Genomic DNA, 23096 nt, shown 5'->3' on the forward strand with positions numbered 1-23096 from the left:
TCGGCCTGCTGCTGGGTACGCTGACCGGCGCGCTGCTGGGCTGGCTGTTCGGCGTGCTGGCGATCCGGCGCCAGGGCATCTACTTCGCGATGATCACGCTGGCGCTGGCGCAGATGGTGTTCTTCGTCGCGCTGCAGGCCAAGTTCACCGGCGGCGAGGACGGCCTGCAGGGCGTGCCGCGCGGCAAGCTGTTCGGGCTGATCGACCTGGCCGACGACCGGGTGATGTACTACGTCGCGCTGGCGATCGTGGCCATCGCCTTCGCGCTGATCGTGCGCACCATCCATTCGCCGTTCGGGCAGGTGTTGAAGGGCATCAAGGAGAACGAGCCGCGCGCGATTTCGCTCGGCTACGACACCCACCGCTTCAAGCTGCTGGCCTTCGTGCTGTCGGCCGCGCTCGCGGGGCTGGCCGGCTCGCTCAAGACGCTGGTGCTCGGCTTCGCGACGCTGTCGGACGTGCACTGGACCGCGTCGGGCCAGGTGATCCTGATGACCCTGGTGGGCGGACTCGGCACGCTGTCGGGGCCGCTGGTCGGTTCGGCCATCGTCGTGGTGCTGGAGAACAAGCTGGGCGAGATCGGCAACGTGCTCGCGGTCGTCACCCAGATCGACTGGTTCCGCTCACTCGGCGAGTCGGTGACGATGGTGACCGGCCTGATCTTCGTGGTCTGCGTGCTGGCGTTCCGCCGGGGCGTGATGGGCGAGATCGCCGCGCTGGCGGCACGGCGCAAGGCGACCGGCATGCCGGTGGCACGACCACCCGCTTGACGCTCCGCTCGACCCGCTCAAGAAAGAAGGGCAGGGACCGCGAGGTTCCTGCCCTTGTGTTGTGGTGCCGGCGCGCCGTGGGCACGCGCCGGAGGGGCCTGCGCCTCAGGCCACAGCAGGCAGGTGCGGCAGCAGCTTTTCCAGCGTCACCGGATAGTCGCGCACCCGTGCACCCGTGGCGTTATATACCGCGTTGGCGATCGCCGCGCCGACTCCGCACAGGCCCAGCTCGCCCACGCCCTTGGCCTTCATCGGCGAGGTGAGCGGATCGGTCTCGTCGAGGAAGATCACGTCGAGGTGCGGGATGTCGGCATGCACCGGCACCTCGTAGCCCGCGAGGTCGTGGTTGACGAAGAAACCGCGCTTCGTGTCGACCGCCAGTTCTTCCATCAGCGCGGCGCCGGCGCCCATCGTCATCGCACCGATCACCTGGCTGCGGGCCGACTTCGGGTTCAGGATCCGGCCGGCGGCACAGACCGCCAGCATGCGGCGGATGCGCACTTCGCCGGTGTCCGCATCGACGCCCACTTCGACGAAATGGCCGGCGAAGGTGGACTGCTGGTACTTCTTGTGCAGGTCGCCGTATTCGATCTTGTCCTCGGTCGACAGGCCGTCGGTACCGGCCGCTTCGCCGAGCGGTACCGTGCGGCCGCCGGCGCGCACCATGCCGCCTTCGAACGCCGCGCCGGCCGCCGGCACGCCCAGCTTCTGCGCTACCGCCTCGCGCAGCTTCATGCAGGCGGCGTACACGCCGGCGGTCGAGTTCTGCGCGCCCCACTGGCCGCCGGAGCCGGCGGAGACAGGGAAGGCCGAATCGCCGAGCCGCACGTCCACGTCCTGCAGCGCGACGCCGAGCGTTTCGGCGGCGGTCTGGGCGATGATGGTGTAGGTGCCGGTACCGATGTCGGTCATGTCGGTTTCCACCGTCACGCGGCCGCGTCCGTCCACCCGCACCCGGGCGCCGGACTTCATCGCCTCGTTGTTGCGGAAGCCGGCAGCCATGCCCATGCCGATCAGCCACCGGCCGTCGCGGCGCTGGCCGGGGCGCGCGTCGCGTTTCGACCAGCCGAAGCGCTCGGCACCGGTCCGCAGGCACTGCACCAGTTGGCGCTGGGAGAAGGGCCGCTTCGGGTCCTCCGGATCGACCTGGGTGTCATTGAGGATGCGGAACTCCACCGGATCGATGCCGAGCTTTTCCGCCATCTCGTCCATCGCGACTTCCAGGGCCATCATGCCGGGCGCCTCGCCGGGCGCGCGCATCGCATTGCCTTCGGGCAGGTCGAGCGGTGCCATGCGCAGCGCGGTGTAGCGGTTGGCGCCTGCATAGAGCAGGCGGGTCTGGGCGATTGCGTTCTCGGCCGAGCCGCCCGGCAGGTTGCCGGACCAGCTTTCGTGGGCGATGGCGCTGATCCTGCCGTCGCGGTCCGCGCCGATGCGAATGCGCTGGATCGTCGCCGGGCGGTGGGTGCCGTTGTTGGCGATCAGCGGCCGCTGCATCGCGACCTTGACCGGCCGGCCCGCCGCCTTGGCGCCGAGTGCCGCCAGCAGCGCGTCGGCGCGCAGGAACAGCTTGCCGCCGAAGCCGCCGCCGATGTAGGGCGAGACAAGCCGCACGTTCTCCTTCGGAATGCCGAGCGTCTTCGCCAGGTCTGCGACGGTCCAGGCGATCATCTGGTTGGACGTCCAGACGGTCACCTTGTTGCCCTGCCAGGCGGCGACGGAGGCGAACGGCTCCATCATCGCGTGGGTGTGGTCCGGCGTGGTGTAGGTTGCGTCGAGCTGCACCTCGGCCTGCGGATACCGGCCGGCGAAGTCGCCGATGGAGCTTTGCGGCTTCTTCTCGGTGGTCGGGATCGTCGCGCCGGCCTTGCCGGCTTCCAGGTCGTAGGCACCCTTGGCGGCGACATAGTTCACCTTCACCAGCGCGGCGGCGGCACGGGCCTGCTCGAAGGTTTCGGCGACGACCAGCGCCACCGCTTGGTGGTAGTGCTCGATACCGGGGCCGCCGAGCAGCCGCGCGGTGTTCTTCGAGCCCTTGCCGAGCTTGCCGGCGTTCTGCGCGGTGACGATGGTGAGCACGCCGGGCGCCGCGCGGGCGGCGTCCAGTTCCATCGACGCGATCCGGCCCTTGGCGATGGTGGAGCCGACGATCCAGCCGTAGGCCTGGTTCGGCGCCACGTCGTGCTGCTCGTAGGCGTAGCGGGCCTGGCCGCTGGTCTTCAGCGGACCGTCGATGCGGTCCACCGGCTGGCCGACCACTTTCAGCTGGTCGATCGGGTTGGTCGTGGCGGGGGTCTCGAATTTCATGCCTGCTCCTTCGCCTGGCGCATCGCGGCGGCCAGGGTGCGTTCGGCGAGCTGCACCTTGTAGGCGTTCTCGGGGGTGGTCCGGGCGCCGGCCAGCAGCCGGGCGGTGGAGGCCTTGGCGCCCTGCGGCAGGGCGGCATCGGCTTCGGGAAGGCGCCAGGGCTTGTGGGCGACGCCGCCCATCGCGACGGCACCGGTGCCGTCGGGCTTCATCACCAGTGCGACCGACACGAGGGCGAACGCGTAGGACGCACGGTCGCGCACCTTGCGGTAGACCTGCTTGCCGCCGACCGGTTTCGGCAGCGTGACCGCGGTGATCAGCTCGCCGCGCTCCAGGGCCGTCTCGATGTGCGGCGTGTCGCCCGGCAACCGGTGGAAGTCGGCGATGGGAATGGTGCGGCGGGCGCCGTCGGGGCGCACCGTTTCGACCGTCGCGTCGAGCGCGCGCATGCCGACCGCCATGTCGCTCGGATGGGTGGCGATGCAGGCATCGCTGCTGCCCACCACGGCCAGCTGCCGGCTGTAGCCGCCGATGGCTGCGCAGCCGGCGCCGGGCTGGCGCTTGTTGCAGGGCATGGCGGTGTCGTAGAAGTAGGGGCACCGGGTGCGCTGCAGCAGGTTGCCGGCGGTGGTCGCCTGGTTGCGCAGCTGGCCGGACGCGCCCGCGAGCAGGGCGCGCGAGAGGACGCCGTAGTCGCGCCGCACCCGCGCGTCGGCGGCGAGTTCGGTGTTGCGCACCAGCGCGCCAATCCGCAGGCCGCCGTCGGCGGTCGGCTCGATCCGGTCGAAGCCCAGGCCGTTGACGTCGATCAGGTGGGTGGGCACCTCGATCTGCAGCTTCATCAGGTCGAGCAGGTTGGTGCCGCCCGCGATGAAGCGTGCCGACGGGTTGGCGGCGGCCGCGGCGGCCGCGGCGGTGGGCGAGGTGGGCCGCTCGTAGGTGAAGGCTTTCATGCGCGCACCCCCGCGGTTTCGGCGATCGCGTCGGCGATGTTGGAGTAGGCGCCGCAGCGGCAGATGTTGCCGCTCATGCGCTCGCGCAGTTCCTCGGCCGACAGTAGCGGCTGGGCGGTCAGGTCGGCGCTGACGTGGCTGGGCACGCCGGCCTTCAGTTCGGCCAGCGCACCGACGGCCGAGCAGATCTGGCCCGGCGTGCAGTAGCCGCACTGGTAGCCGTCGTGCTTGACGAAGGCCGCCTGCAGCGGATGCAGCCGGCCGGGAGCGCCGAGGCCCTCGATGGTGGTGACCTGTGCGCCCTGGTGCATCACCGCGAGCGTCAGGCAGGCGTTGACGCGCCGGCCGTCCAGCAGCACGGTGCAGGCGCCGCACTGGCCGTGGTCGCAGCCCTTCTTAGTGCCGGTCAGGCGCAGGTTCTCGCGCAGCGCGTCGAGCAGGGTGGTGCGGGTGTCCACGTCCAGCGTGCGCGGCTGGTCGTTGACGGTCAGCATCACCCGGACGGTGGTGCCGCCGGCGCCGGCGACCGGTGCGGGGGCCGCCGGAGCGGTCTGCGCATCGGCCGACGAGACCGCGGCGCCCGCCGTGGCGGCGGCGCCGACCGCGAACAGGCCGCGGCGTGAGATCGGGAAATCGATGTCTTTTTCCATGTGGGGTCCTGTGTGGTGGGTGCCTGGGCCGGGCGGCCGCACCTCTGCCCGCAAGGCTAGTGCTGCAGGTGCCGGCGCACGTCACCAGATGCGTCGGATTTCCACCACGCGCCTGCCGAGACACCCGCCGGCGGCGCACCGCGCCCGGGTCAGAGCCGCAGCGTCTCCAGGTAGCCCGTCATTTCCAGGTAGCCGCGGCCGACCGGCGTGCCGTCGGATGCGCGCAGGTCGGACACCCCTTCCCAGTACACCGCGCCGGTGGAGCTGCGGCTGTCGAGTTCCTGGTCGTCCTGCAGCGCGGCGAGGACGAAACGGCCGGCGGGCGTGCGCACCTGCCATTCGACCGGGTAGGCCGCGCCGGTGTGCGGGCTGGTCCAGCGCCGGCCGGGCACGAACGCCACGTCGCCGTTGCCGAAGACCTGCAGCGCGCCGCCCGCGGGCCGCCAGGAGCCGCCGGTCCAGACCGTGCCGCCCTCGCGGCTGCGCAACCGGAAGGCGGTGAGCGCGCTGCCGTCGAACAGGTTGATGCCGATCCAGTCCCAGCCGACGGCGCCGGTCGCCAGCAGCTCGTCGCTCCATTCGTGGTCGAACCAGGCGGCACCGGTGCGTGGCGACGGGGCGTCGAGGGCGACACGCCGGCCGTCGAGCACCAGCGCGCCGCGCGGCGCGAGCTGCGGCAGGCTGTAGTAGTAGCTGGCCTGGCGCGCCTCCGGTCCCTTGCGCGACAGGCCGGCATCGCCCTGCAGCAGCAGCGGCTGGGTCTCGGCGAAATCCAGTTCCAGCGCGAAACCGTCGGCCGGCAGCCGGGCACGGTAGAGGCCGTCGGTGCCGCGGGCGAGCGACCAGTCGCCGATGCGCACCCGCATGTCGTCGGTCGCGGCCTCGGCCGGCCCGCCGGTGGCGGCGGTGCCGTTCCAGCGGGCGATGCGCTGGTCGTGCAGCAGCCGCCGGCCCTGCAGGTCGGTGAGCGCCGCATGGGCGAACAGCAGCTGGCGTGCGGCCAGCCGCGAGGCGAGCGCCTGCGTGCCGGCGATGCGCGAGCGGAAGAAGGTCAGCTGAAAACCGAACGGCCGGCCGCCGGCGGTCGCATGGCCGGTGATGTACCACCACTCGGTGCGGAAGTCCGGATGGGCGCCGAGGTCGCGCGGAAAGCGCAGCGCGACCGGCGGCAGCGCCGCGGCTGTCCGCGGCAATGCGCCAGCCCCGGCTGCAGCGAGCAGGGCGGCCAGCACCTCGCGCCGGGCGCGCAGGGCCGGCCGGCGGGGCGGCGGCATCACCAGTCCTCCTTCACGGCCAGTACCGCGTCGCGGCCGGCGGCCGCGCTGCCGGCGATGCGCGCGGTGAGCGTGCCGGCCGCCACCACGGCCAGCGCGAGCGCCAGCAGGCGCACGCCCGGCACCTGCAGGTCCATCGTCCAGTGGAAGCTCTGGGGATTGACGACGTGCACCAGCACCACCGCCACCGCCAGCCCCAGCCCGACGCCCGCCACCGCGCCGACCGCGGTCCAGGCCGCGCCTTCGCCCGCCACCACCGCCAGCACCTGCCGGCGGGTCAGGCCCAGGTGGGCCAGCAGCCCGAATTCCTTGCGCCGGGCCAGCACCTGCGCGCCGAAGCTCGCCGCTACGCCGAACAGGCCGATGCCGATGGCCACCGCCTGCAGCCAGTAGGTGACGGCGAAGCTGCGGTCGAAGATGCGCAGCGAGGTCGCCCGCAGGGCGGCCGACGAGGAGAACTCCACCGCATCGGCGGCCGGCCCGTCGCCGGTGCGGGCGAGCAGATCGCGCACTGCCTGCTGCACCGCGGCGGGCTCTGCGCCCGGCGCCAGCCAGAGCGCCAGGTCGTTGCTGCGCCGGTCGCCGGTCAGCCGTTCGTAGTCGGTACTGTCGACGACGACCGCGCCGAACTGCCGGACATAGTCGCGCCAGACGCCTGCTACGAAAAAGATAGCTGATGGCGCTTGCTGCGCCTGCGCAGAAGCCGGAAAAGCCTGTGAAAGCGGCGCGAAATCCGTACCGGGCCGGGCGCCGTAGAGGTCGACCATCGCCTCGCTCACATAGATGCCGATCTTGCCGGGCGGCACCGGCAGCGGCGATCCGCGCAGCGGCAGCACGTCGGCCACGCCGCCGCGCGCGGCCTGCAGCGGCCGGGCGATCAGGGCGACAGCCGGCCGGGCCGGATCGAGCTGCAGCCGCTGCAGGCGTTGGGCCTCGACCCGCTCCACGCCCGGCAGGCGGCGCACCGCGTCGGGCAGGCCCGGCCCGAACGACGGCCCGTCGGCGCCGCCCGACGCCATGCCGGCGCGCAGGTACAGGTCGGCCGGCAGCACGGTGTCGAGCCACTGCATCACCGAGCCGCGGAAGCTCGCGACCATTACCGTCAGCGCGACCGCCAGCGCCAGCGCCGCGACCACGCCGCTCACCGCGACCGCCGCCGATCCGCGCATCCGGCGGGCCCGTTCCAGCGCCAGCAGCGGCAGGGCGCGCTGGGCCGCCAGCGGCTGCAGCTGGTCGAGCAGCAGCGCCACCAGCCACGGCAGGCCGGTGATGCCGCCGACCAGCAGCAGCGCGACCGACAGGTAGGCCGCCACCGGCACGCCGCCGAGCGGCGGCGCGAAGGCGAGGGCGGTGCCGCCCGCCAGCAAAGCCAGCGGCCCGGCCACCGGCGGCCGGCCGCCGCCCTGGGTGCCGAGCCCCTTGAGCGTCTGCGCTGGCGGCAGCCGCTCGGCCGCCCGCGCGGGCCACCAGCCGCCGGCCAGCGCCGCCGCCACGCCGAGCAGGCCGTAGGCGACCGCCGGCGTGGCGTCGAGGCGCAGCGACGGCGCCACGCCCGAGAAATACCCGCCGCCCAGGTCGCCGCCCAGCAGCCGCAGCGCGAGCGCCGCCAGACCGGCGCCGGCCGCCAGCCCCACCGCACTGCCGACCGCCCCCAGCACCAGCGATTCCGCCAGCACCAGCGCCCGCCGCTGCCGGGGCGGCAGGCCGAGCACGCCGAGCAGGGCGAACTGCGGCGCCCGCTTGGCCACGCCCAGTGCCAGCACCGAAAACACCAGGAAGGCGCCGGTGAACAGCGCGATCAGCGCCAGCACCGTCAGATTGACCCGGTATGCGCGCGACAGGTTACCGATCCGGTTCTCGGCGTCGCCCGGCACGCTGGCGACCAGGCCCGGTGCCGCGGCCGCCACCGCGCTGCGGTCGGTACCGGTCGCAAGCCGCAGATCGATGCGCGACAGCCGGCCTTCGCGGCCGAACGCCGCCTGCACGGCCGCGACGTCCATCACCGCCAGCGGCCCGCCGCCCGCCGCGACTGTGCCGGCCAGCCGCAGCGTGCGCGGACCGGCGGCGCCCTGCAGCGTCACCGACGCGTCGGCCCGCTCCGTGCCAGCCAGCGCGAGCGCGGACAGCGCCGCCGGGTTGAGGAACACGCTGTCGGGCAGGAAGATCGCGAGCCGGTCGGCGCCTGGCAGGGTGCGCGGCGCCAGGTCGGGCGCGGTGCGCACGACGGCCAGCGTATCCAGCCCGACCACCCGCAGCGCCACCTCGCCGCCCGGGCCGCGCGCGGTCGCGGAAGTCTCCAGCACCGGGTTGGCCGCCTGCACGCCCGGCTGGCCGGCCACGGTGTCGAAGGCCCGGTCGTCGAAGGTCTCCTGCACCGCGCGCAGCGACAGGTCGGGCCGGCCGTCCACGGTCCGCACCGCATTGGCGAATTCGTCGAGGGCCGAGGCGTTGATCAGGTGGACCGAGAACGCCAGGGCCACGCCGAGCATCACCGCCACGACGGCTGCGGCGTAGCGCCAGGGCTGGTGGCGGACCTCCTGCCAGGAAAAGGTGCGGAGCAGGGCGAACATCTGGCGGTATCGAAGCGAGGCAGTGCGGGCGGGCGGCCCGGGTCAGGGCCGCTCGATCATCTCGCGCACCTTGTTCGCGAGCGCCACCACTTCGAACGGCTTGGTCAGCACCGCCATGCCGCGCTCCAGGTGGCCGTTCCCCACGGCGGCGTTCTCGGCATAGCCGGTGATGAACAGCACCTTCAGCTCGGGCCGGGTGACACGCGCCGCATCGGCCACCTGGCGGCCGTTCATGCCGCCGGGCAGGCCCACGTCGGTCACGAGCAGGTCGATGCGGCGGTCGGTTTGCAGCACCCGCAGGCCGGCCGCGCCGTCTTCGGCGCCGATCACGCGGTAGCCGGCTTCCTCGAGGATTTCCGTGACCAGCATGCGGATGGTGGCCTCGTCCTCGACGATCAGCACCGTCTCGCCGTCGCCCTGCTCGGGCGCCGGGTCGGCGCCGTCGTACACCTCTTCCTCGGCGCTGCCGAAGTAGCGCGGGAAATACAGGCACATGGTGGTGCCCTGGCCGACTTCCGAATAGATGTGCACCTGCCCGCCGGACTGGCGCACGAAGCCGTAGACCATCGACAGCCCGAGCCCGGTGCCCTGGCCGAGCGGCTTGGTGGTGAAGAACGGGTCGAACGCCCGCTGCACCGTCTCCGGCGTCATGCCGCAGCCGGTATCGGTCACGCAGAGCGACAGGTACTGGCCCGGCACCAGCTCGCGGTCGGGCGCGGCGCGGTCGTCGAGCCAGCGGTTGGCGGTCTCGATGGTCAGGCGGCCGCCGTGCGGCTGCATCGCATCGCGGGCGTTGATGCACAGGTTGAGCAGCGCGTTCTCCAGTTGCGACGCGTCGAGCCGCGCCGGCCACAGGCCGCCGGCCCCGATCACCTCGACGGTGACGTTCGGCCCCACGGTGCGGCGGATCAGGTCCTCCATGCCGCCGACCAGCCGGTTCACATCGACCGGCCGCGGGTCGAGCGTCTGGCGGCGGGAGAAGGCGAGCAGCCGCTGGGTGAGCGACGTGGCCCGCCGCACCGCGTCCTGGCCCATCGCGATGTAGCGACCGAGCCCGTCGGTGCGGCCCTTGTCCAGCCGGGCCTGCAGCACCTGCAGCGCCGCGCCGATGCCGCCGAGCAGGTTGTTGAAGTCGTGCGCGATGCCGCCGGTCAGCTGGCCGACCGCCTCCATCTTCTGCGACTGCCGCAGCGCCTCGTGCGCCTCGTCGAGTGCGGTCTGCGCCTCCTTGGCGGCCGAGATGTCGCGGCCGGTGCAGTAGTACCGGCCCTGCTCAGGCACGGCGGTCCAGGACAGCCAGCGGTAGGCGCCGTCGCGGCGGCGGTAGCGGTTGACGAAGTTCACCACCGGCGAGCCGGCGACGAGCTTGTCGAACTGAGCCTGCGTGTCTTCCAGGTCGTCCGGGTGCAGCAGGCAGAACAGGGGCTGTTCGCAGACTTCGGTGTCGGTCCAGCCGAGCAGCCGCTCCCAGGCCGGGTTGACCTTCTCGAATACGCCGCTGCTGTTGAGCACCCCCAGCAGGTCCGGGGTCAGCTGCCAGAACAGGCTGCGTTCGTGCGCCCGGTCGGCGACCTGCCGCTCCAGGTCGGCGTTCAGTTCGCGCAGCCGGTTCTCCGAGCGGCGCAGCGCCAGCTCGGACGCGGTCCGGTCGGTGACGTCCACTCCTTCGACGAAGATGCCGGTCACCGCACCCGTGCCGTCGCGGATCGGCTGATAGACGAAATCCAGGTAGCGCTCAATCACCGGGCCGTCGGGTTCGGGCTGCACCGCATAGCGCGCGCTGGTCGCCGCGTACGGCACCCCGCTGGTGTAGACCTGGTCGAGCAGCCCGAGATAGCCCTGGGCCACCGCGTCGGGCAGCGCATCGGCCAGCCGGCGGCCGACGACCGGCCGGTGGCCGACCAGGCGCTGGTAACCGGGGTTGAGCAGCTCGAACACATGCTCGGGCCCGCGCAGCATCGCCATCACCGTCGGCGCCTGCTCGAACAGCTGGGCGAGCCGTTCGCGCTCGTCGCGCAGCGCCTGTTCGGCCTGCACCTTGGCGGTGGTCTCGACCACCAGCGCCATCACGCCGACCGGCTCGCCCGTCTCGTCGAGCAGGGGCGAATAGTCGAGGTTCATCCAGGCGCGGTCCGCCCGGCCCTCACGGTAGAGCACCAGTTCCTGATCCTGGTAGCGCAGGGTGCCGCCGGCGAGGCCCACCCGCATCACGTTGTCGTTGAAGTCGGCGACCTCGACCCAGCCTTCGCGCACGTTGGATCCGAGCAACTGCGGATGCCGTGCACCGGCGAAGACGGCATAGGCGTCGTTGTAGACCATCACGCCCGGCGCGTACCACAGCATCACCACCGGCACTTCGGACCGCAGCATCATCGCCGTGGCGGTGCGCACGTGGCCGGGCCAGTCCCGGATCGGACCGAGGGCGGTGGTGCTCCAGTCGTATTCCGCGATCAGCGCGGCCATCTGGCCGCCGCCGCGCAGGAAGGGCAGGTCGGAGGGAAGGGGGGCGCTGGGCATGGCGGGGTAGGAGTGATGCGGGCGCGAACGCCGTTATAGCGGAGCCGCCGGGCCGGCGCGCGCGTGGATGTTGCAGGCGGTGCGCCGTTGCGGACGCGGCGCTCAGCCGACGGCGCCCGCGGGCAGGGCGGAGATGCCGTCGGCCCGCAGCTCCAGCCGCCGGTCCGCCCGGTCGGCCGCGGGCGCGGCGTGCGTCACCAGCACCAGCGAGGCGCCGTGGGCCCGGGTTTCGGCGATCAGCAGGTCCATCACCTGCTGGGCGGTGGACGGGTCGAGGTTGCCGGTCGGCTCGTCGGCCAGGATCAGTGCCGGCCGGTGCACCAGGGCCCGCGCGATCGCCACCCGCTGCAGCTGGCCGCCCGAGAGCTGCTGCGGCAGCCGGCCGCCCAGGCCCTGCAGCCCGACCGCGGCGAGCATTGCGGCGATCCGGGCATCGCGCTCGCCGGCCGGCGTGTCCTGCAGCATCAGCGGCAGGGCGACGTTCTGCGCCACGTCGAGGTGCGGCAGCACATGGAAGGCCTGGAACACGAAGCCGACATGGCGCCGGCGCCAGAGCGCGCGCTGCGTGTCGTCCAGGTCGTCGAGCCGGGTGCCGTCGAGCGCAATGCTGCCGGCATCCCAGCGGTCGAGGCCCGCCAGGCAGTTGAGGAGCGTGGACTTGCCGACGCCCGACGGCCCGACGATCGCGACGAATTCGCCGGGCGCGACGGTGAATTCGACCTGGGCGAACACCGGCACCGCGTCCGGCGGCGTGCCGTAATGCTTGGCCAGGCCGCGGACCTCAAGCGCCATCGGTCGCCTTCGTGGCCGCGAGCAGCCGGTCCACCTGCTGCAGCACCGCACCGACCGGATCGGGTGCGTCGGCGGGCACCACGGTGCGGCCGGGCAGGCTGCGCAGCCAGGTGATCTGCCGCTTGGCGAGCTGCCGGGTGGCGGCGGTGCCGCGTTCGTGGAGCAGGGCGGTCGTCGTATCGGCGGGGGTGCCGGCGTCGAGCAGCTCCCAGGCCTGGCGGTAGCCGACCGCACGCATCGACGGCAGATCGGCATGCAGGTCGCCGCGGCCGCGTAGGGCGCGGACTTCGTCGAGAAAGCCGGCGGCGAGCATGGTGTCGAAGCGCTCGCCGATGCGGCGGTGCAGCCAGCCGCGGTCTGTCGGTTCGAGGGAAATCAGCCGTTCTGCGCAGGCGGGACGGTCGCTGGCAGCTATGGTTTTCGTAGCGCCGTGCCAGGCCGACAGCGGCCGGCCGGTGAGCTGCCAGACTTCCAGCGCCCGCTGGATGCGCTGGCTGTCGCGCGGCGCGAGGCGCTCCGCGGTGACCGGATCGACCGCGGCCAGCCGGGCATGCAGGGCTGGCCAGCCGTGGGTCTGCGCCTCGGCCTCCAGCGCAGCACGAAGTGCCGGGTCGGCCGGCGGCAGGTCGTCGATGCCGTCGAACAGCGCCTTGAAATACAGCATCGTGCCGCCGACCAGCAGCGGCAGCGCGCCGCGGGCCCGGATCGCGTCGATGAGGCTCGTAGCGTCGCGCACGAATTCGGCGGCGCTGTAGGGCACGAGCGCGTCGCGGATGTCGATCAGGTGGTGCGGCACTGCGGCCTGTTCGGCCGCGCTCGGTTTGGCGGTGCCGATGTCCATGCCCCGGTACACCAGCGCCGAATCGACGCTGACGATCTCGACCGACCATTGCGGGGCCAGATGCCGCGCAACGGCGAGCGCTGCCGCGGTCTTGCCGGCGGCGGTCGGGCCGGCCAGCGCGATGGCGCGGGGCGCGGGGCGGCCGGCGGGCGGCAGGCGGTCGGGGAGGGGGCCGGACATCCGGCCGAGCGTAGCAGAGGCCGCCCGCGACAGCAGCCCGCGGCCCGGCCGGTCAGAGGGCGGCGGCGACGCTGGAATCGGCCTGCGACGGCAGCGCCGGCTGGGTGTTCAGGCCGAACAGGCTTTTCAGTGCGCCGCGGTACTGGCTCTCGCCGACCGCATTCGTGCTGTGGTGCGATCCGCCGGGCACCAGCACGAACTGCTTCTGCACCTTGGCCGCGTCGTACAGCCGCCGGCCGAGCGCCGCGGGAATCAGGCTGTCTTCCGATCCGTGCACCACCAGCAGCGGCGCCTGGATGCGCTTGACCTTGTCGATCGACTCGAAGCGCTGCGTGATCAGCGCCGAGAACGGCAGCCAGCCCCACTTGAAGGTGCTCACCACGTCGGCGATGTTGGTGAAGGTGCCCTCGACGATCACGCCGCTCGCATCCGGAATGCGGGTCGCCAGGTCGATCGCGATAGCGCCGCCGAGCGAATGGCCGAACACGTAGCGCGAACGGTCGGGAAAGCGCTGGGCAAGCCAGTCCCAGGCGGCCTGTGCGTCTTCGGCCGCGGTCGCCTCCGACGGCAGGCCGGCACTGCTCTTGCCGAAACCCCGGTAGTCGATCGCCAGGACCGAAAAGCCCATCTCCTGCATGCGGCGGATGCGGGAGGCCGAGCCGACCACGTTCCAGCGGGCGCCGTGCAGGTACAGCAGCACCGGCGGGCCGCTGCCGTGGGTCACGGCGGGCACGCCCATCGGCAGGTTGGCCGGCGTGGCGGCGGGCAGCCACAGCGCATGCAGGCGCGCCGGGCCGGCTTCCGCGTCGGACTGGAAGTCGATGTAGACATCCTGCATGTCCTGCACCTGCTGCACGCCGCCCCAGGCCCGGTCGCTGGGCTGGAAGATCCATTCGCGCTGCTTGTAGTCCAGCGTGGAACATCCCGCCAATACGGCAAGGGCGACGGCGACGGGCGCAAAAAGCGAACGTGGGGTCATGGACGGTTCTGAACGGAGAAGGGGCCGCATGGTTCCCCGCTTAACGTCTGGAAACGGGTTGCCGGCCTACACGCAAACCCTGTGCCGTCGCACATTTACATTCATCGGCGGGATTGAGCGGCTTTTGGGGCGCAATTGCGCTTGATGCCTGACGTTCGGCGCCGGACCGGTCGGCCTGACGACGTTCAGCGGCCGCGCAGGAACAGTGCGTCCAGCTCTCGCACCGCCAGCTGTCGCCAGGTCGGCCGGCCGTGGTTGCACTGGTCGGACCGCTCGGTCGCTTCCATCTGGCGCAGCAGCGCATTCATTTCCTCGACCGTCAGCCGGCGGTGTGCCCGGACCGCGCCGTGGCAGGCCATCGTGCCCAGGATCTCGTCGCGGGCCCGCGCGACCAACGTGCTGCCGTCGTGCTGCGCGAGTTCGGCGAGCACGCTGCGCGCCAGTTCCACCGCGTCGCCCTGGGCGAGGGCGGCGGGTACCGCCCGCACGGCAAGCGTCTTGGGCGAAAAAGCGGAAATTTCCAGTCCGAGGGCCGACAGCACCTCCGTCTGCGCCTCGGCGGTCGCGACTTCCTGCGGCGTGGCGGCGAAGGTCGCCGGGATCAGCAGCGGCTGGCTGGCGATAGCCGCATCGGCCATCTGGGCCTTCAGGCGTTCGTACACGATCCGTTCGTGGGCGGCGTGCATGTCGACGATGACTAGGCCCTGCGTGTTCTCGGCCAGGATGTAGATGCCCTGAAGCTGCGCCAATGCCCGGCCGAGCGGCCAGGCGTCGGCCGGTAGATCCGCCGGAGCCGCAGCGGTGGGCGGCGCCATCGTAGCGGCAGGCGGCGCCATGCCGGGCGGCGTGGCGTCCCACAGGGCGCCCAGGTCCGAGACGCGGATGCCCGAGGGTGCGCCGAAGTCCATGGCCGGCTGCACGCGATAGGCCGTCAGCGGTGCGACCGGCGGAGTCGCTGGCGGTCGATCCGTTGCGACGTGCGAGGACACCTCCACCGGCACCGTCAGGCCGAGTGGCACGGTACCGGTCGCAGCGCCCGCGCGAGGCGCGGCCAGGGCACCTTCCACCGCACGGCGCACCGCCTGATGGACTTCACGGCTGTCGCGGAAGCGCACCTCGATCTTGGTCGGATGCACGTTGACGTCCACCCGCGCCGGATCGATCGTGACCTGCAGCGCATAGACGGGCTGGCGCTGCCCGTGCAGCACGTCCTCGTAGGCGCTTCGGGCGGCGTGGGTCAGCACCCGGTCACGTACGTAACGGCCGTTGACGTAGCTGAACTGCTGGTCCGCGCGGGCCCGTGCGGCATCGGGAATACCGGCACGGCCGCGCACCGTGATGCCGCCGGCACCCTGGTAGGACACCGCGACCGAACGGTCCAAAAACTCCTCGCCCAGCACGTCTGCCAGCCGGCGGGTATGGGCGGCCTCCGGGTCGCCGTCGCAGCGCCGCCACTGCTCCACCAGCTTGCCGTCGTGCCAGATCGCGAAGCCCACGTCCGGCCGGGCGAGGGCGTGGCGCCGTACCGCCTCGATGCAGTGCGCCAGCTCGGTCGCATCCGTCTTCAGGAATTTGCGCCGGGCGGGCGTCGAGAAGAAAAGCTCGCGCACCTCGACCGAGGTGCCGGTGGCGCGTGCCGCCGGCCGCAATTCGCCGCTGCGGCCTTCGAGCAGGAACGCGCTCGGCTGGTCGGCCGGGCGCGACAGCAGCGACATCTCGGATACCGAGGCGATCGCGGCCAGTGCCTCGCCCCGGAAACCCATGGTGCCGACGGTTTCCAGGTCGTGCAGGCTGGCGATCTTGCTGGTCGCATGGCGCTTCAGGGCGACGGGCAGTTCGGTGTGCGGAATGCCGCAGCCGTCGTCCTCGACGGTGATCAGCCGTACCCCGCCGGCCGACAGGCGCACCGTGACCTGCGTGGCGCCGGCGTCGAGCGCGTTGTCCACCAGCTCCCGCACGACCGAGCCGGGCCGCTCGACCACCTCGCCGGCGGCGATCTGGCTGATCAGTTCGTCGGGCAGTTCGCGGATCGGGCGGCGGGGTGCAGAAGGTGCAGGATTCACGGCGGAGCATTCTAGGACGCGGTTAGAGTACCCGCCGGGCCGGCAGGGGCGGGCATGGACATGAACGGAACCGATGGAACTGGTGCATTTGCTGATCGACTTCATCCTGCATATCGACCGTCACCTGGAGGCGTTCGTCACGCAGTACGGCGCGTGGGTGTACGCGCTGCTGTTCCTGATCGTGTTCGTGGAGACGGGCGTGGTGGTGATGCCTTTCCTGCCCGGCGACTCGCTGCTGTTCATCGTCGGCGCCCTCGCCGGTGCAGGGCTGCTGCAACTCGGCATTGCGCTGCCGGTGCTGCTGGTGGCAGCCATCCTGGGTGACCAGTGCAACTATGCGATCGGCCGGCATATCGGGCCGCGGGTGTTTCATTGGGAGAACTCGCGTTTCTTCAACCGCAAGGCGTTCGACCAGGCGCACGCCTTCTACGAACGCTACGGCGGCATCACCGTGATCCTGGCGCGGTTCATGCCCTTCGTGCGGACCTTCGCGCCTTTCGTCGCCGGTGTCGCGGTGATGGACCGCGCCCGCTTCACCGCCTACAACGTCGTGGGTGCGCTGATCTGGGTGCTGGGCATCGGTTTTGCCGGCTACTTCTTCGGCAACCTGCCGTGGGTGAAGGAACACCTGGAAAAAATCATCTGGGCGATGATTCTGGTGCCGGGGCTGGTGGCGATCTACGGCGCGTGGCGGGCCGGTCGCCAGAAGGCGGCCACCGCAGCGCCCTAAAAATACACGCCCAAAGAAAAAGCCCCGTCAGGGGCTTTTTCTTTGGGCGTGCGGCGAAGCCACAGATCAGTAGCGACGCTCCGAACGCTTGCCGACTTCGTTGCCGACCAGCGCGCCGGCTGCAGCACCGCCCACGGTGCCTGCGGTACCGCCGAAGAGGGCGTTACCTGCCACGCCGCCCAGCACAGCGCCGGTACCGGTGCCGATCTGCTGGTTGGTCGGGCCGCCTGCGCAACCCGACAGGCCGATGACGGCGGCGGCAGCTACTGCGAAAAGGAGGTTGGTCTTCTTCATGATGGTCACCTTTGATGGAAGTGGAGGACCAGGCCATCGGAGCAGTGCTTCCGGGGCTGTTCGGCCTGTGGAAGCAACTGTAGAAATCCTGCAGCGACCCCTCTGTAGGAATTCGGCGCCGCCGCCTGTCGTCTCCCCGCAACTGGCGATGTCGCCGGAGGGGCCATCGCCCGCATCGCGGCGGTGCGCAGCTGCCGCCTTACAACGTCCGACTGCGCGCGAGCGGCGGGTTCTTCGCGAAGTACCCTTGGATACCCCGCATCAGCGCATCGGCCAACTGCACCTGGTATTCGGGGCTGCGGAGCTTGGCTTCCTCTTCCGGGTTGCTGATGAACGCCGTCTCCACCAGCACGCTGGGTATGTCCGGTGCCTTGAGTACCGCGAAGCCCGCCTGCTCGACCTTCGCCTTGTGCAGCTTCCCCAGGTTGCCGATCTGGCCGAGCAGCGCGGTGCCGAGCTTCAGGCTGTCGTTGATCTGGGCGGTGGTGCTCATGTCGAGCATTGCGCGCTGGACGTGCGCATCCTTCACGCCGACGTTGAGCCCGCCGATCAGGTCGGCGGCATTCTCTTTGTTCGCCAGCCAGCGCGCGGCCGAGCTCGAGGCGCCGCTTTGGCTCAGCGCGAAGACACTGGCGCCGCGGGCGGCCGGCGTCGTGAAGGCGTCGGCGTGGATACTCATGAACAGGTCCGCCTGCACGCGCCGGGCCTTGTCCACCCGCACGTGCAGCGGCACGAAGAAGTCCGCGTCGCGCGTCAGGAAGGCGCGCATCGGGCTGCCGTTGAGGGTGGTCGCGTTGATCCGGTCGCGCAGCAGGTGCGCCACGCGCAACACCACGTCCTTCTCGCGGGTGCCCGACGGGCCGATCGCCCCCGGGTCCTCGCCGCCGTGGCCCGGGTCGATCGCCACGATGATGATCCGGTCGGTCCGTGTCGTGCTGGGCTGCGGGCTGGTCGGCGCGACCGGCGCGGGCGGCCGGGCCGGCGCCGCGGCGATCGCTGGCGGCAGCGGGGGCAGGGGCGCGGGCGGGCGCAGGCCGGGTGCGGTGTTCTGGCGGTCGACCTGCTTGGCGATCAGTTCCTCCAGCGGATCGACGGCGGGCGGTGCCGGAATGCCGGCGCGGGCGTCCTGCGCGTCCTTCAGGCGGCCGGCGATCAGTTCTTCCAGCGGATCGACCTGCTGCGCCGGATACAGGTCGAACACCAGCCGGTGCTGGTAGGCGGCGACCGGCGGCAGCGTGAACACCTGCGGCCGCGCGGCCTGCTTCAGGTCCAGCACGAGCCGCACCACGTTCGGTGCGTTCTGGCCGACCCGCACGCCGCCGATGAACGGGTCGTCGCCCTTCACCTTCGCAACCAGCTCGCGCAGCGCCGGGTTGAGTTCGATCCCTTCGATGTCCACCGCCAGCCGCGGCGGACTGGCCACGAAGAACTGCTTGGCGACCAGGGCGCCGTCGGATTCGATCGTGACCCGGGTGTATTCGGGCGCCGGCCAGACGCGGACCGCGACGATGGTCGCGCCGTGCGCGATCTGTGCGCTGCCGAGCAGCATCAGCAGGCTGCCGGCGCGCAGGGCGGCCCGGCGGCCGGGCGACGGCAGGGCGCGGGTGGGACGGCGGCGTTTCATGCTCCGGCTCCCGCTTTCAGCAGCGCGGCGCCGGCAGCACTGCCCGCGGCCAGGCGCGCGTGCCGTACGCCGGCTTCGTCCACCTCGATCACCACATCCAGGTCGGCCGGCGGCAGCACGCCGCGTGCTTTTTCCGGCCATTCGGCGAGCTTCAAACCCGGCTCCGCGAAGATGTCGCGGAAACCGGCATCGTCCCACTCGTGCGGATCGTCGAAGCGGTAGAAGTCGAAGTGCCAGGCGCGCCAGGAGGCATGCGGCTCGGCTACCTCGTGCGGCTCCACCACCGCATAGGTCGGGCTCTTGATCCGGCCCGCCACACCCGCGGCACGCAGCAGGTGGCGCACAAAGCTCGTCTTGCCCGCTCCCAGGTCCCCATGCAGGGCGATGAAGGCGTTGCGCAGGGCGGGCGACGCGGCCATGCGGCGGGCGCAGGCGGCGGTCGCCTCCTCGTCGGCCCAGCGCAGGCGTGCGGGGGCGGGAAGCGGGGCGGTTTCTACAATTCCGGGGTGATGGTCGGCAGCAGTCAACGAATCGTCTCTCGGATACGGGAATGGGCACGCGAACTGGGATTCTCCCAAATCGGCGTGGCGGGGGTCGATCTGTCCGCGGCGGAGCCGGGCCTGCAGGCGTGGCTCGCCGCCGGCTTCCATGGCAGCATGCACTACATGGAGGCGCACGGGCTGCGTCGCGCACGGCCGGCAGAGCTGGTGCCGGGCACGGTGAGCGTGCTGACCGCACGCATGGACTACCTGCCGGCCGGCACCGAGCAGGGGTGGCGATCGGTCGAGTTCGAGCGCCTCGACCGTCCCGCCGAAGGCATCGTCTCGCTCTACGCCCGCGGCCGGGACTACCACAAAGTGCTGCGGTCCCGGCTGCAGAAGCTGGCCGACCGGATCGCGGCAGAGGTCGGACCGTTCGGCCATCGGGTGTTCACCGATTCGGCGCCGGTGCTGGAGGCCGAACTGGCCGCACGCAGCGGCCAGGGCTGGCGCGGCAAGCACACGCTGGTGCTGCACCGCGAGGCCGGCTCGATGTTCTTCCTTGGCGAGATCTACCTCGACCTGGCACTGCCGCCGAGCGAGCCGGTCACGCCGCACTGCGGCCAGTGCCGCGCCTGCATCGACATCTGCCCGACGCAGGCGATCGTCGCGCCCGGCAGGCTCGACGCGCGGCGGTGCATCTCCTACCTGACGATCGAGCACGACGGGAGCATTCCCGAGGCGCTGCGACCGGCCATCGGGAACCGCATCTATGGTTGCGACGACTGCCAGCTCGCCTGCCCGTGGAACAAGTTCGCACGGCCGTCCACGCTTGCAGATTTCGCGGCGCGGCCGGCGCTGGTGGATCAACCGCTGGCCGTGCTGTTCGGTTGGTCGGAGGCGGAATTCCTGCGCCGTACCGAGGGCGGCCCGATCCGCCGGATCGGCCACGAGCGGTGGCTGCGCAACGTCGCGGTGGCGCTCGGCAATGCGCTGGCGCGCGGCGAGGGTGGCGAGGCCGCACGTGCCGCGCTGCAGGCGCGGGCCGATCACCCGAGCGCCCTGGTACGCGAGCACGTCGCCTGGGCGCTCGCTCAGACGCCGACCAGCGCGAGCGCGAACGGCAGGCTCGCCATGCCCAGCAGCGTCGACATCGCCACCAGGCCCGCGACGTAGGGTCCGTTGTAGCCCATGCGCGCCGCCAGCACGTAGCAGGTGGATGCGGTCGGCAGGGCGGAAAAAGCCATCAGTACGGCCGCCTGCTGCGCGTCCAGTCCGAACAGTCGTCCGGCCAGCAAGGCGACCAGCGGCGACACGACATGGCGGATGCCCAGCACCGACGCCGCGAGCCAGATGCCGCCGGACATCGCGGCGAACTGCATGCCGGCGCCGGCCGACATCAGGCCCAGCGCGAGCGCCGCCGCGCCGATGCGCGAGAAGGTCGGCATCAACCATTCCGGAATCGCAAGCCCGAGCTGGTTGAACAGCAGGCCCGACGCGGTACCCACGATCAGCGGATTGCGCACGATCGAGGCCAGGATGCCGTGCCCCCCGCCCCGCGCCATCGGCAGCACCGCGGCGATGTTGAACAGCGGTACGCCGACACCGATCAGCACGGCGATCAACTGCCCGCCCTGGGGTCCGCCGATGCGCTCGGCCAGTGCCAGCGCGATGAAGGAGTTGAAGCGGAAGGCGACCTGCGCGCTTGCGGCGGCGTCGCGCCGGTCAACCCGGGTGCGCAGGCCCGGCAGGAAGGGGATCGCGTAGGCGAGTGCGATGCCCACCAATCCCATCGTCACGCCGGCGCCGATCAGCCCGCCGAGGACGCCCAGGTCCAACGGACTCTTGGCGATCGACTGGAAGAGCAGCACCGGGAAGAGGAAGTAGTAGACCAGCGCCTCCACCTGTTGCCAGACCGGCCGGCCCAGATGGGTGAAGCGGCAGAGCAGATAGCCGCACAGAATCAGCGAAAAGTCGGGAAACAGCAGGCGGGCGTAGGTCACCGGCGGCAGGATAGCAGCGGGGCAGGGGGTTTTCCCCGACGGATGCGCTGCGTGTACGGTATGTGGGCGGGTACTTCAGCGATTAGGATTTCCCCTTTTCGCCAACGCCGAGGATTTCCAGATGCAAAGACGACCCCTGATCGCCCTGGCCCTGGCCGCGACCGCCGCTGCTGCCGCCGGCAACGCTGTCGCCCAGACCTATCCGAACAAGCCGATCCGGCTGGTGGTGCCCTTCGCACCCGGCGGCACGACGGACATCATCGCCCGCGTGATCGCCGATCCGCTGGGCAAGGCGCTCGGCCAGCCGGTGATCGTCGAGAACAAGGCCGGCGGCGGCGGCGTGGTGGGAGCCAACGAGACGGCGAAGGCTGCGCCCGACGGCTACTCGCTCGGCCTGGCGACCGTGTCGAGCACGGCGGCCAACCCGGCGATCAACCCGAAGATCCCGTACAACCCGATCACCGATTTCACGCCGATCATCAACATCGCGGCGACGCCCAACATCATCGCGGTCAACCCCTCGTTCCCGGCGAAGGACCACAAGGCGTTCCTCGACGAACTGAAGAAGTCGCCCGGCAAGTACTCGTATTCCAGCTCCGGCACCGGCGGCATCGGCCACATGCTGATGGAGCTGTACAAAAGCCTGACCGGTACCTTCGTCACCCACATCCCCTACCGCGGCGCGGGCCCGGCGCTCAACGACACCGTCGCCGGCCAGGTGCCGATGATCTTCGACAACCTGCCGTCCGCCCTGCCCTTCATCAAGGACAACCGGCTGGTGCCGATCGTGGTCGCCGCACCGCAGCGCCTGGCAGTACTGCCGAACGTGCCGACCTTTAAGGAAGTCGGGCTGGCGCCGGTCAACCGCCTGGCCTACTACGGCATCCTCGGCCCGAAGAACCTGCCGAAGGACGTGGTCGACAAGATCAACGCCGGTGTGCGCAAGGCATTGGAGGATCCGGCGGTGCGCAAGCGCATCGAAGACACCGGCTCCCTGATCGTGGCCAACACGCCGGAGCAGTTCGCGCAGGAAATCCGCGCCGAATACGACACCTATAAGAAGGTGGTGCAGCAGCAGAAGCTGACGCTCGAATGAGTGCCGGGACCTCCGGGTCCGCTGCCGAAGCCGCCGGCCCGGCAGGCCCGGCGGCTTTTTTGCCTTCGGCCGCCGCGGACCGTATCGACGCGTTCGTCGATGCCCTGTGGCTGGAGGACGGCCTGTCGCGCAACACGCTGGCCGCCTACCGGCGCGACCTGACGCTCTACGCCGGCTGGCTGGCGGCGCAGGGGCGGCTGCTCGACCAGACGACGGAAGGCGACCTGCATGGCTACTTCGCCGCCCAGCACGCGACCACCCGTGCGACCACCGCCAACCGTCGGCTGACGGTGCTGCGCCGGTACTTCCACTGGGCATTGCGGGAAGGCACCGTCGGGGCCGATCCGACGCTGCGGCTGCAGGCCGCCAAGCCGCCGATGCGGGTACCCGGCACGCTGAGCGAAGCGCAGGTCGAGGCGCTCCTGGCCGCGCCCGACGTGTCGACCCCGCTCGGTCTGCGCGACCGGGCGATGCTGGAACTGCTGTATGCGAGCGGCTTGCGGGTGAGCGAGCTGGTCGGCCTGCGGATGTTCGAGCTGTCCTTGAACGACGGCATCGTGCGGGTGACCGGCAAGGGCGCGAAGGAGCGGCTGGTGCCCTTCGGCGCGATCGCGCGCGACTGGCTGCAACGCTACGTGGCGGATGCGCGGCCGCAGCTGCTGCGGGGCCGGCCCAGCGAGGACCTGTTCGTCACCGCGCGCGAGGGCGCCGCCATGCAGCGCATGAACTTCTGGCTGATCGTGCGGCGCTATGCGACGGAGGCCGGCATCCGCACTCAGCTGTCGCCCCATACCCTGCGGCATGCGTTCGCGACCCACCTGCTCAACCACGGCGCCGACCTGCGGGCGGTGCAACTGCTGCTCGGCCACGCCGACATCTCGACCACGACGATCTATACCCATGTGGCGCGTGAGCGTCTGAAGACGCTGCACGCCCAGCACCACCCGCGCGGCGGATGACGCCCGATTGGTGCA

The 23096-nt window shown here is 71.3% G+C and carries 19 protein-coding genes; 5 read left to right on the forward strand and 14 right to left on the reverse strand.

Translation table 11 applies throughout. The features are described from left to right. A partial coding sequence (locus QZ500_RS04865) for a branched-chain amino acid ABC transporter permease (protein ID WP_295851569.1) occupies positions 1-770 on the forward strand: 770 nt, incomplete at its 5' end. 105 nt (positions 771-875) lie between these two features. Here QZ500_RS04865 and paoC read toward each other — a convergent pair. The 10 genes from paoC to mutL form a co-directional block, all read right to left on the reverse strand. Then, positions 876-3077 (reverse strand): aldehyde oxidoreductase molybdenum-binding subunit PaoC, encoded by a 2202-nt coding sequence (gene paoC, locus QZ500_RS04870; RefSeq protein ID WP_295851571.1) that lies wholly within the window; start codon positions 3075-3077, stop codon positions 876-878. After that, a complete protein-coding gene (locus QZ500_RS04875; protein WP_295851574.1) occupies positions 3074-4030 on the reverse strand; it encodes a xanthine dehydrogenase family protein subunit M in 957 nt (318 codons plus the stop codon). Before QZ500_RS04875 ends, paoC begins: the two co-directional genes overlap by 4 nt. Beyond that, complete coding sequence (gene paoA, locus QZ500_RS04880) at positions 4027-4680, reverse strand: aldehyde dehydrogenase iron-sulfur subunit PaoA (protein ID WP_295851577.1); 654 nt, start codon at positions 4678-4680, stop codon at positions 4027-4029. The genes QZ500_RS04875 and paoA overlap by 4 nt, the downstream gene beginning before the upstream one ends. 149 nt (positions 4681-4829) lie before the next feature. Then, positions 4830-5954, reverse strand: coding sequence for a lipocalin-like domain-containing protein (locus QZ500_RS04885; RefSeq protein WP_295851579.1), 1125 nt, complete (start codon positions 5952-5954; stop codon positions 4830-4832). Further along, positions 5954-8524: an ABC transporter permease gene (locus QZ500_RS04890; protein ID WP_295851583.1), complete on the reverse strand. Its 2571-nt coding sequence runs from the start codon at positions 8522-8524 to the stop codon at positions 5954-5956. The genes QZ500_RS04885 and QZ500_RS04890 overlap by 1 nt, the downstream gene beginning before the upstream one ends. A gap of 42 nt (positions 8525-8566) precedes the next feature. Then, positions 8567-11041, reverse strand: coding sequence for a PAS domain S-box protein (locus tag QZ500_RS04895; protein ID WP_295851586.1), 2475 nt, complete (start codon positions 11039-11041; stop codon positions 8567-8569). A gap of 102 nt (positions 11042-11143) precedes the next feature. Further along, positions 11144-11833 carry an ABC transporter ATP-binding protein gene (locus tag QZ500_RS04900; RefSeq protein ID WP_295851589.1) on the reverse strand — a complete coding sequence of 230 codons (690 nt, stop codon included), beginning with the start codon at positions 11831-11833 and terminating at the stop codon, positions 11144-11146. Continuing rightward, positions 11823-12854 carry a tRNA (adenosine(37)-N6)-dimethylallyltransferase MiaA gene (miaA, locus tag QZ500_RS04905; protein WP_295851592.1) on the reverse strand — a complete coding sequence of 344 codons (1032 nt, stop codon included), beginning with the start codon at positions 12852-12854 and terminating at the stop codon, positions 11823-11825. Before miaA ends, QZ500_RS04900 begins: the two co-directional genes overlap by 11 nt. Positions 12855-12906: 52 nt before the next feature. Then, positions 12907-13833, reverse strand: a complete 927-nt coding sequence (locus tag QZ500_RS04910; protein WP_295851595.1) for an alpha/beta fold hydrolase — start codon at positions 13831-13833, stop codon at positions 12907-12909. A 185-nt stretch (positions 13834-14018) separates the two neighbouring features. Beyond that, positions 14019-15896 carry a DNA mismatch repair endonuclease MutL gene (gene mutL / locus QZ500_RS04915; protein WP_295851599.1) on the reverse strand — a complete coding sequence of 626 codons (1878 nt, stop codon included), beginning with the start codon at positions 15894-15896 and terminating at the stop codon, positions 14019-14021. A gap of 73 nt (positions 15897-15969) precedes the next feature. Here mutL and QZ500_RS04920 point away from each other — a divergent pair, with 73 nt between their 5' ends. Continuing rightward, on the forward strand, positions 15970-16626 hold the full coding sequence (locus QZ500_RS04920; protein ID WP_295851602.1) for a DedA family protein: 657 nt from the start codon (positions 15970-15972) through the stop codon (positions 16624-16626). Between the two features lie 66 nt (positions 16627-16692). On the opposite strand, the gene QZ500_RS04925 is transcribed toward QZ500_RS04920, so the two are convergent. The 3 genes from QZ500_RS04925 to tsaE all read right to left on the reverse strand — a co-directional run bounded on the left by QZ500_RS04925 (position 16693) and on the right by tsaE (position 19071). Then, positions 16693-16920, reverse strand: a complete 228-nt coding sequence (locus QZ500_RS04925; RefSeq protein ID WP_295851605.1) for a glycine zipper 2TM domain-containing protein — start codon at positions 16918-16920, stop codon at positions 16693-16695. A gap of 199 nt (positions 16921-17119) precedes the next feature. Further along, complete coding sequence (locus QZ500_RS04930; RefSeq protein ID WP_295851608.1) at positions 17120-18544, reverse strand: N-acetylmuramoyl-L-alanine amidase; 1425 nt, start codon at positions 18542-18544, stop codon at positions 17120-17122. After that, positions 18541-19071 (reverse strand): tRNA (adenosine(37)-N6)-threonylcarbamoyltransferase complex ATPase subunit type 1 TsaE, encoded by a 531-nt coding sequence (tsaE, locus tag QZ500_RS04935; RefSeq protein ID WP_295851611.1) that lies wholly within the window; start codon positions 19069-19071, stop codon positions 18541-18543. The genes QZ500_RS04930 and tsaE overlap by 4 nt, the downstream gene beginning before the upstream one ends. Between tsaE and queG the strand changes: the two genes are divergently transcribed. Continuing rightward, positions 19054-20199, forward strand: coding sequence for a tRNA epoxyqueuosine(34) reductase QueG (gene queG / locus QZ500_RS04940; protein WP_295851615.1), 1146 nt, complete (start codon positions 19054-19056; stop codon positions 20197-20199). The two genes, tsaE and queG, sit on opposite strands and share 18 nt — an antisense overlap. Here queG and QZ500_RS04945 read toward each other — a convergent pair. Next, complete coding sequence (locus QZ500_RS04945) at positions 20118-21026, reverse strand: AEC family transporter (protein WP_295851618.1); 909 nt, start codon at positions 21024-21026, stop codon at positions 20118-20120. The genes queG and QZ500_RS04945 overlap by 82 nt on opposite strands. 121 nt (positions 21027-21147) lie before the next feature. On the opposite strand from QZ500_RS04945, the gene QZ500_RS04950 reads away from it, so the two are divergent. Both QZ500_RS04950 and xerD read left to right on the forward strand, forming a co-directional pair. Then, positions 21148-22122, forward strand: a complete 975-nt coding sequence (locus QZ500_RS04950) for a tripartite tricarboxylate transporter substrate binding protein BugE (RefSeq protein WP_295851621.1) — start codon at positions 21148-21150, stop codon at positions 22120-22122. A gap of 59 nt (positions 22123-22181) precedes the next feature. Continuing rightward, entirely contained in the window at positions 22182-23081 is a 900-nt protein-coding gene (xerD, locus tag QZ500_RS04955; protein ID WP_295851623.1) for a site-specific tyrosine recombinase XerD, read from the forward strand. Positions 23082-23096 lie beyond the last annotated feature (15 nt).

This window comes from uncultured Xylophilus sp. (assembly GCA_913776965.1).
Lineage (GTDB): Bacteria > Pseudomonadota > Gammaproteobacteria > Burkholderiales > Burkholderiaceae_C > Xylophilus.

What these genes read in the sequence shown, in the direction of transcription:
- QZ500_RS04895 (WP_295851586.1), bottom strand. Translation starts at nt 11,041, where the DNA reads ATGCCCAGCGCCCCCCTTCCCTCCGACCTGCCCTTCCTGCGCGGCGGC.
- queG (WP_295851615.1), top strand. Translation starts at nt 19,054, where the DNA reads ATGGTCGGCAGCAGTCAACGAATCGTCTCTCGGATACGGGAATGGGCA.
- QZ500_RS04885 (WP_295851579.1), bottom strand. Translation starts at nt 5,954, where the DNA reads ATGCCGCCGCCCCGCCGGCCGGCCCTGCGCGCCCGGCGCGAGGTGCTG.
- QZ500_RS04930 (WP_295851608.1), bottom strand. Translation starts at nt 18,544, where the DNA reads ATGAAACGCCGCCGTCCCACCCGCGCCCTGCCGTCGCCCGGCCGCCGG.
- miaA (WP_295851592.1), bottom strand. Translation starts at nt 12,854, where the DNA reads ATGTCCGGCCCCCTCCCCGACCGCCTGCCGCCCGCCGGCCGCCCCGCG.
- QZ500_RS04920 (WP_295851602.1), top strand. Translation starts at nt 15,970, where the DNA reads ATGGAACTGGTGCATTTGCTGATCGACTTCATCCTGCATATCGACCGT.
- QZ500_RS04910 (WP_295851595.1), bottom strand. Translation starts at nt 13,833, where the DNA reads ATGACCCCACGTTCGCTTTTTGCGCCCGTCGCCGTCGCCCTTGCCGTA.
- QZ500_RS04925 (WP_295851605.1), bottom strand. Translation starts at nt 16,920, where the DNA reads ATGAAGAAGACCAACCTCCTTTTCGCAGTAGCTGCCGCCGCCGTCATC.
- QZ500_RS04900 (WP_295851589.1), bottom strand. Translation starts at nt 11,833, where the DNA reads ATGGCGCTTGAGGTCCGCGGCCTGGCCAAGCATTACGGCACGCCGCCG.
- paoA (WP_295851577.1), bottom strand. Translation starts at nt 4,680, where the DNA reads ATGGAAAAAGACATCGATTTCCCGATCTCACGCCGCGGCCTGTTCGCG.
- QZ500_RS04950 (WP_295851621.1), top strand. Translation starts at nt 21,148, where the DNA reads ATGCAAAGACGACCCCTGATCGCCCTGGCCCTGGCCGCGACCGCCGCT.
- paoC (WP_295851571.1), bottom strand. Translation starts at nt 3,077, where the DNA reads ATGAAATTCGAGACCCCCGCCACGACCAACCCGATCGACCAGCTGAAA.
- QZ500_RS04875 (WP_295851574.1), bottom strand. Translation starts at nt 4,030, where the DNA reads ATGAAAGCCTTCACCTACGAGCGGCCCACCTCGCCCACCGCCGCGGCC.
- QZ500_RS04890 (WP_295851583.1), bottom strand. Translation starts at nt 8,524, where the DNA reads ATGTTCGCCCTGCTCCGCACCTTTTCCTGGCAGGAGGTCCGCCACCAG.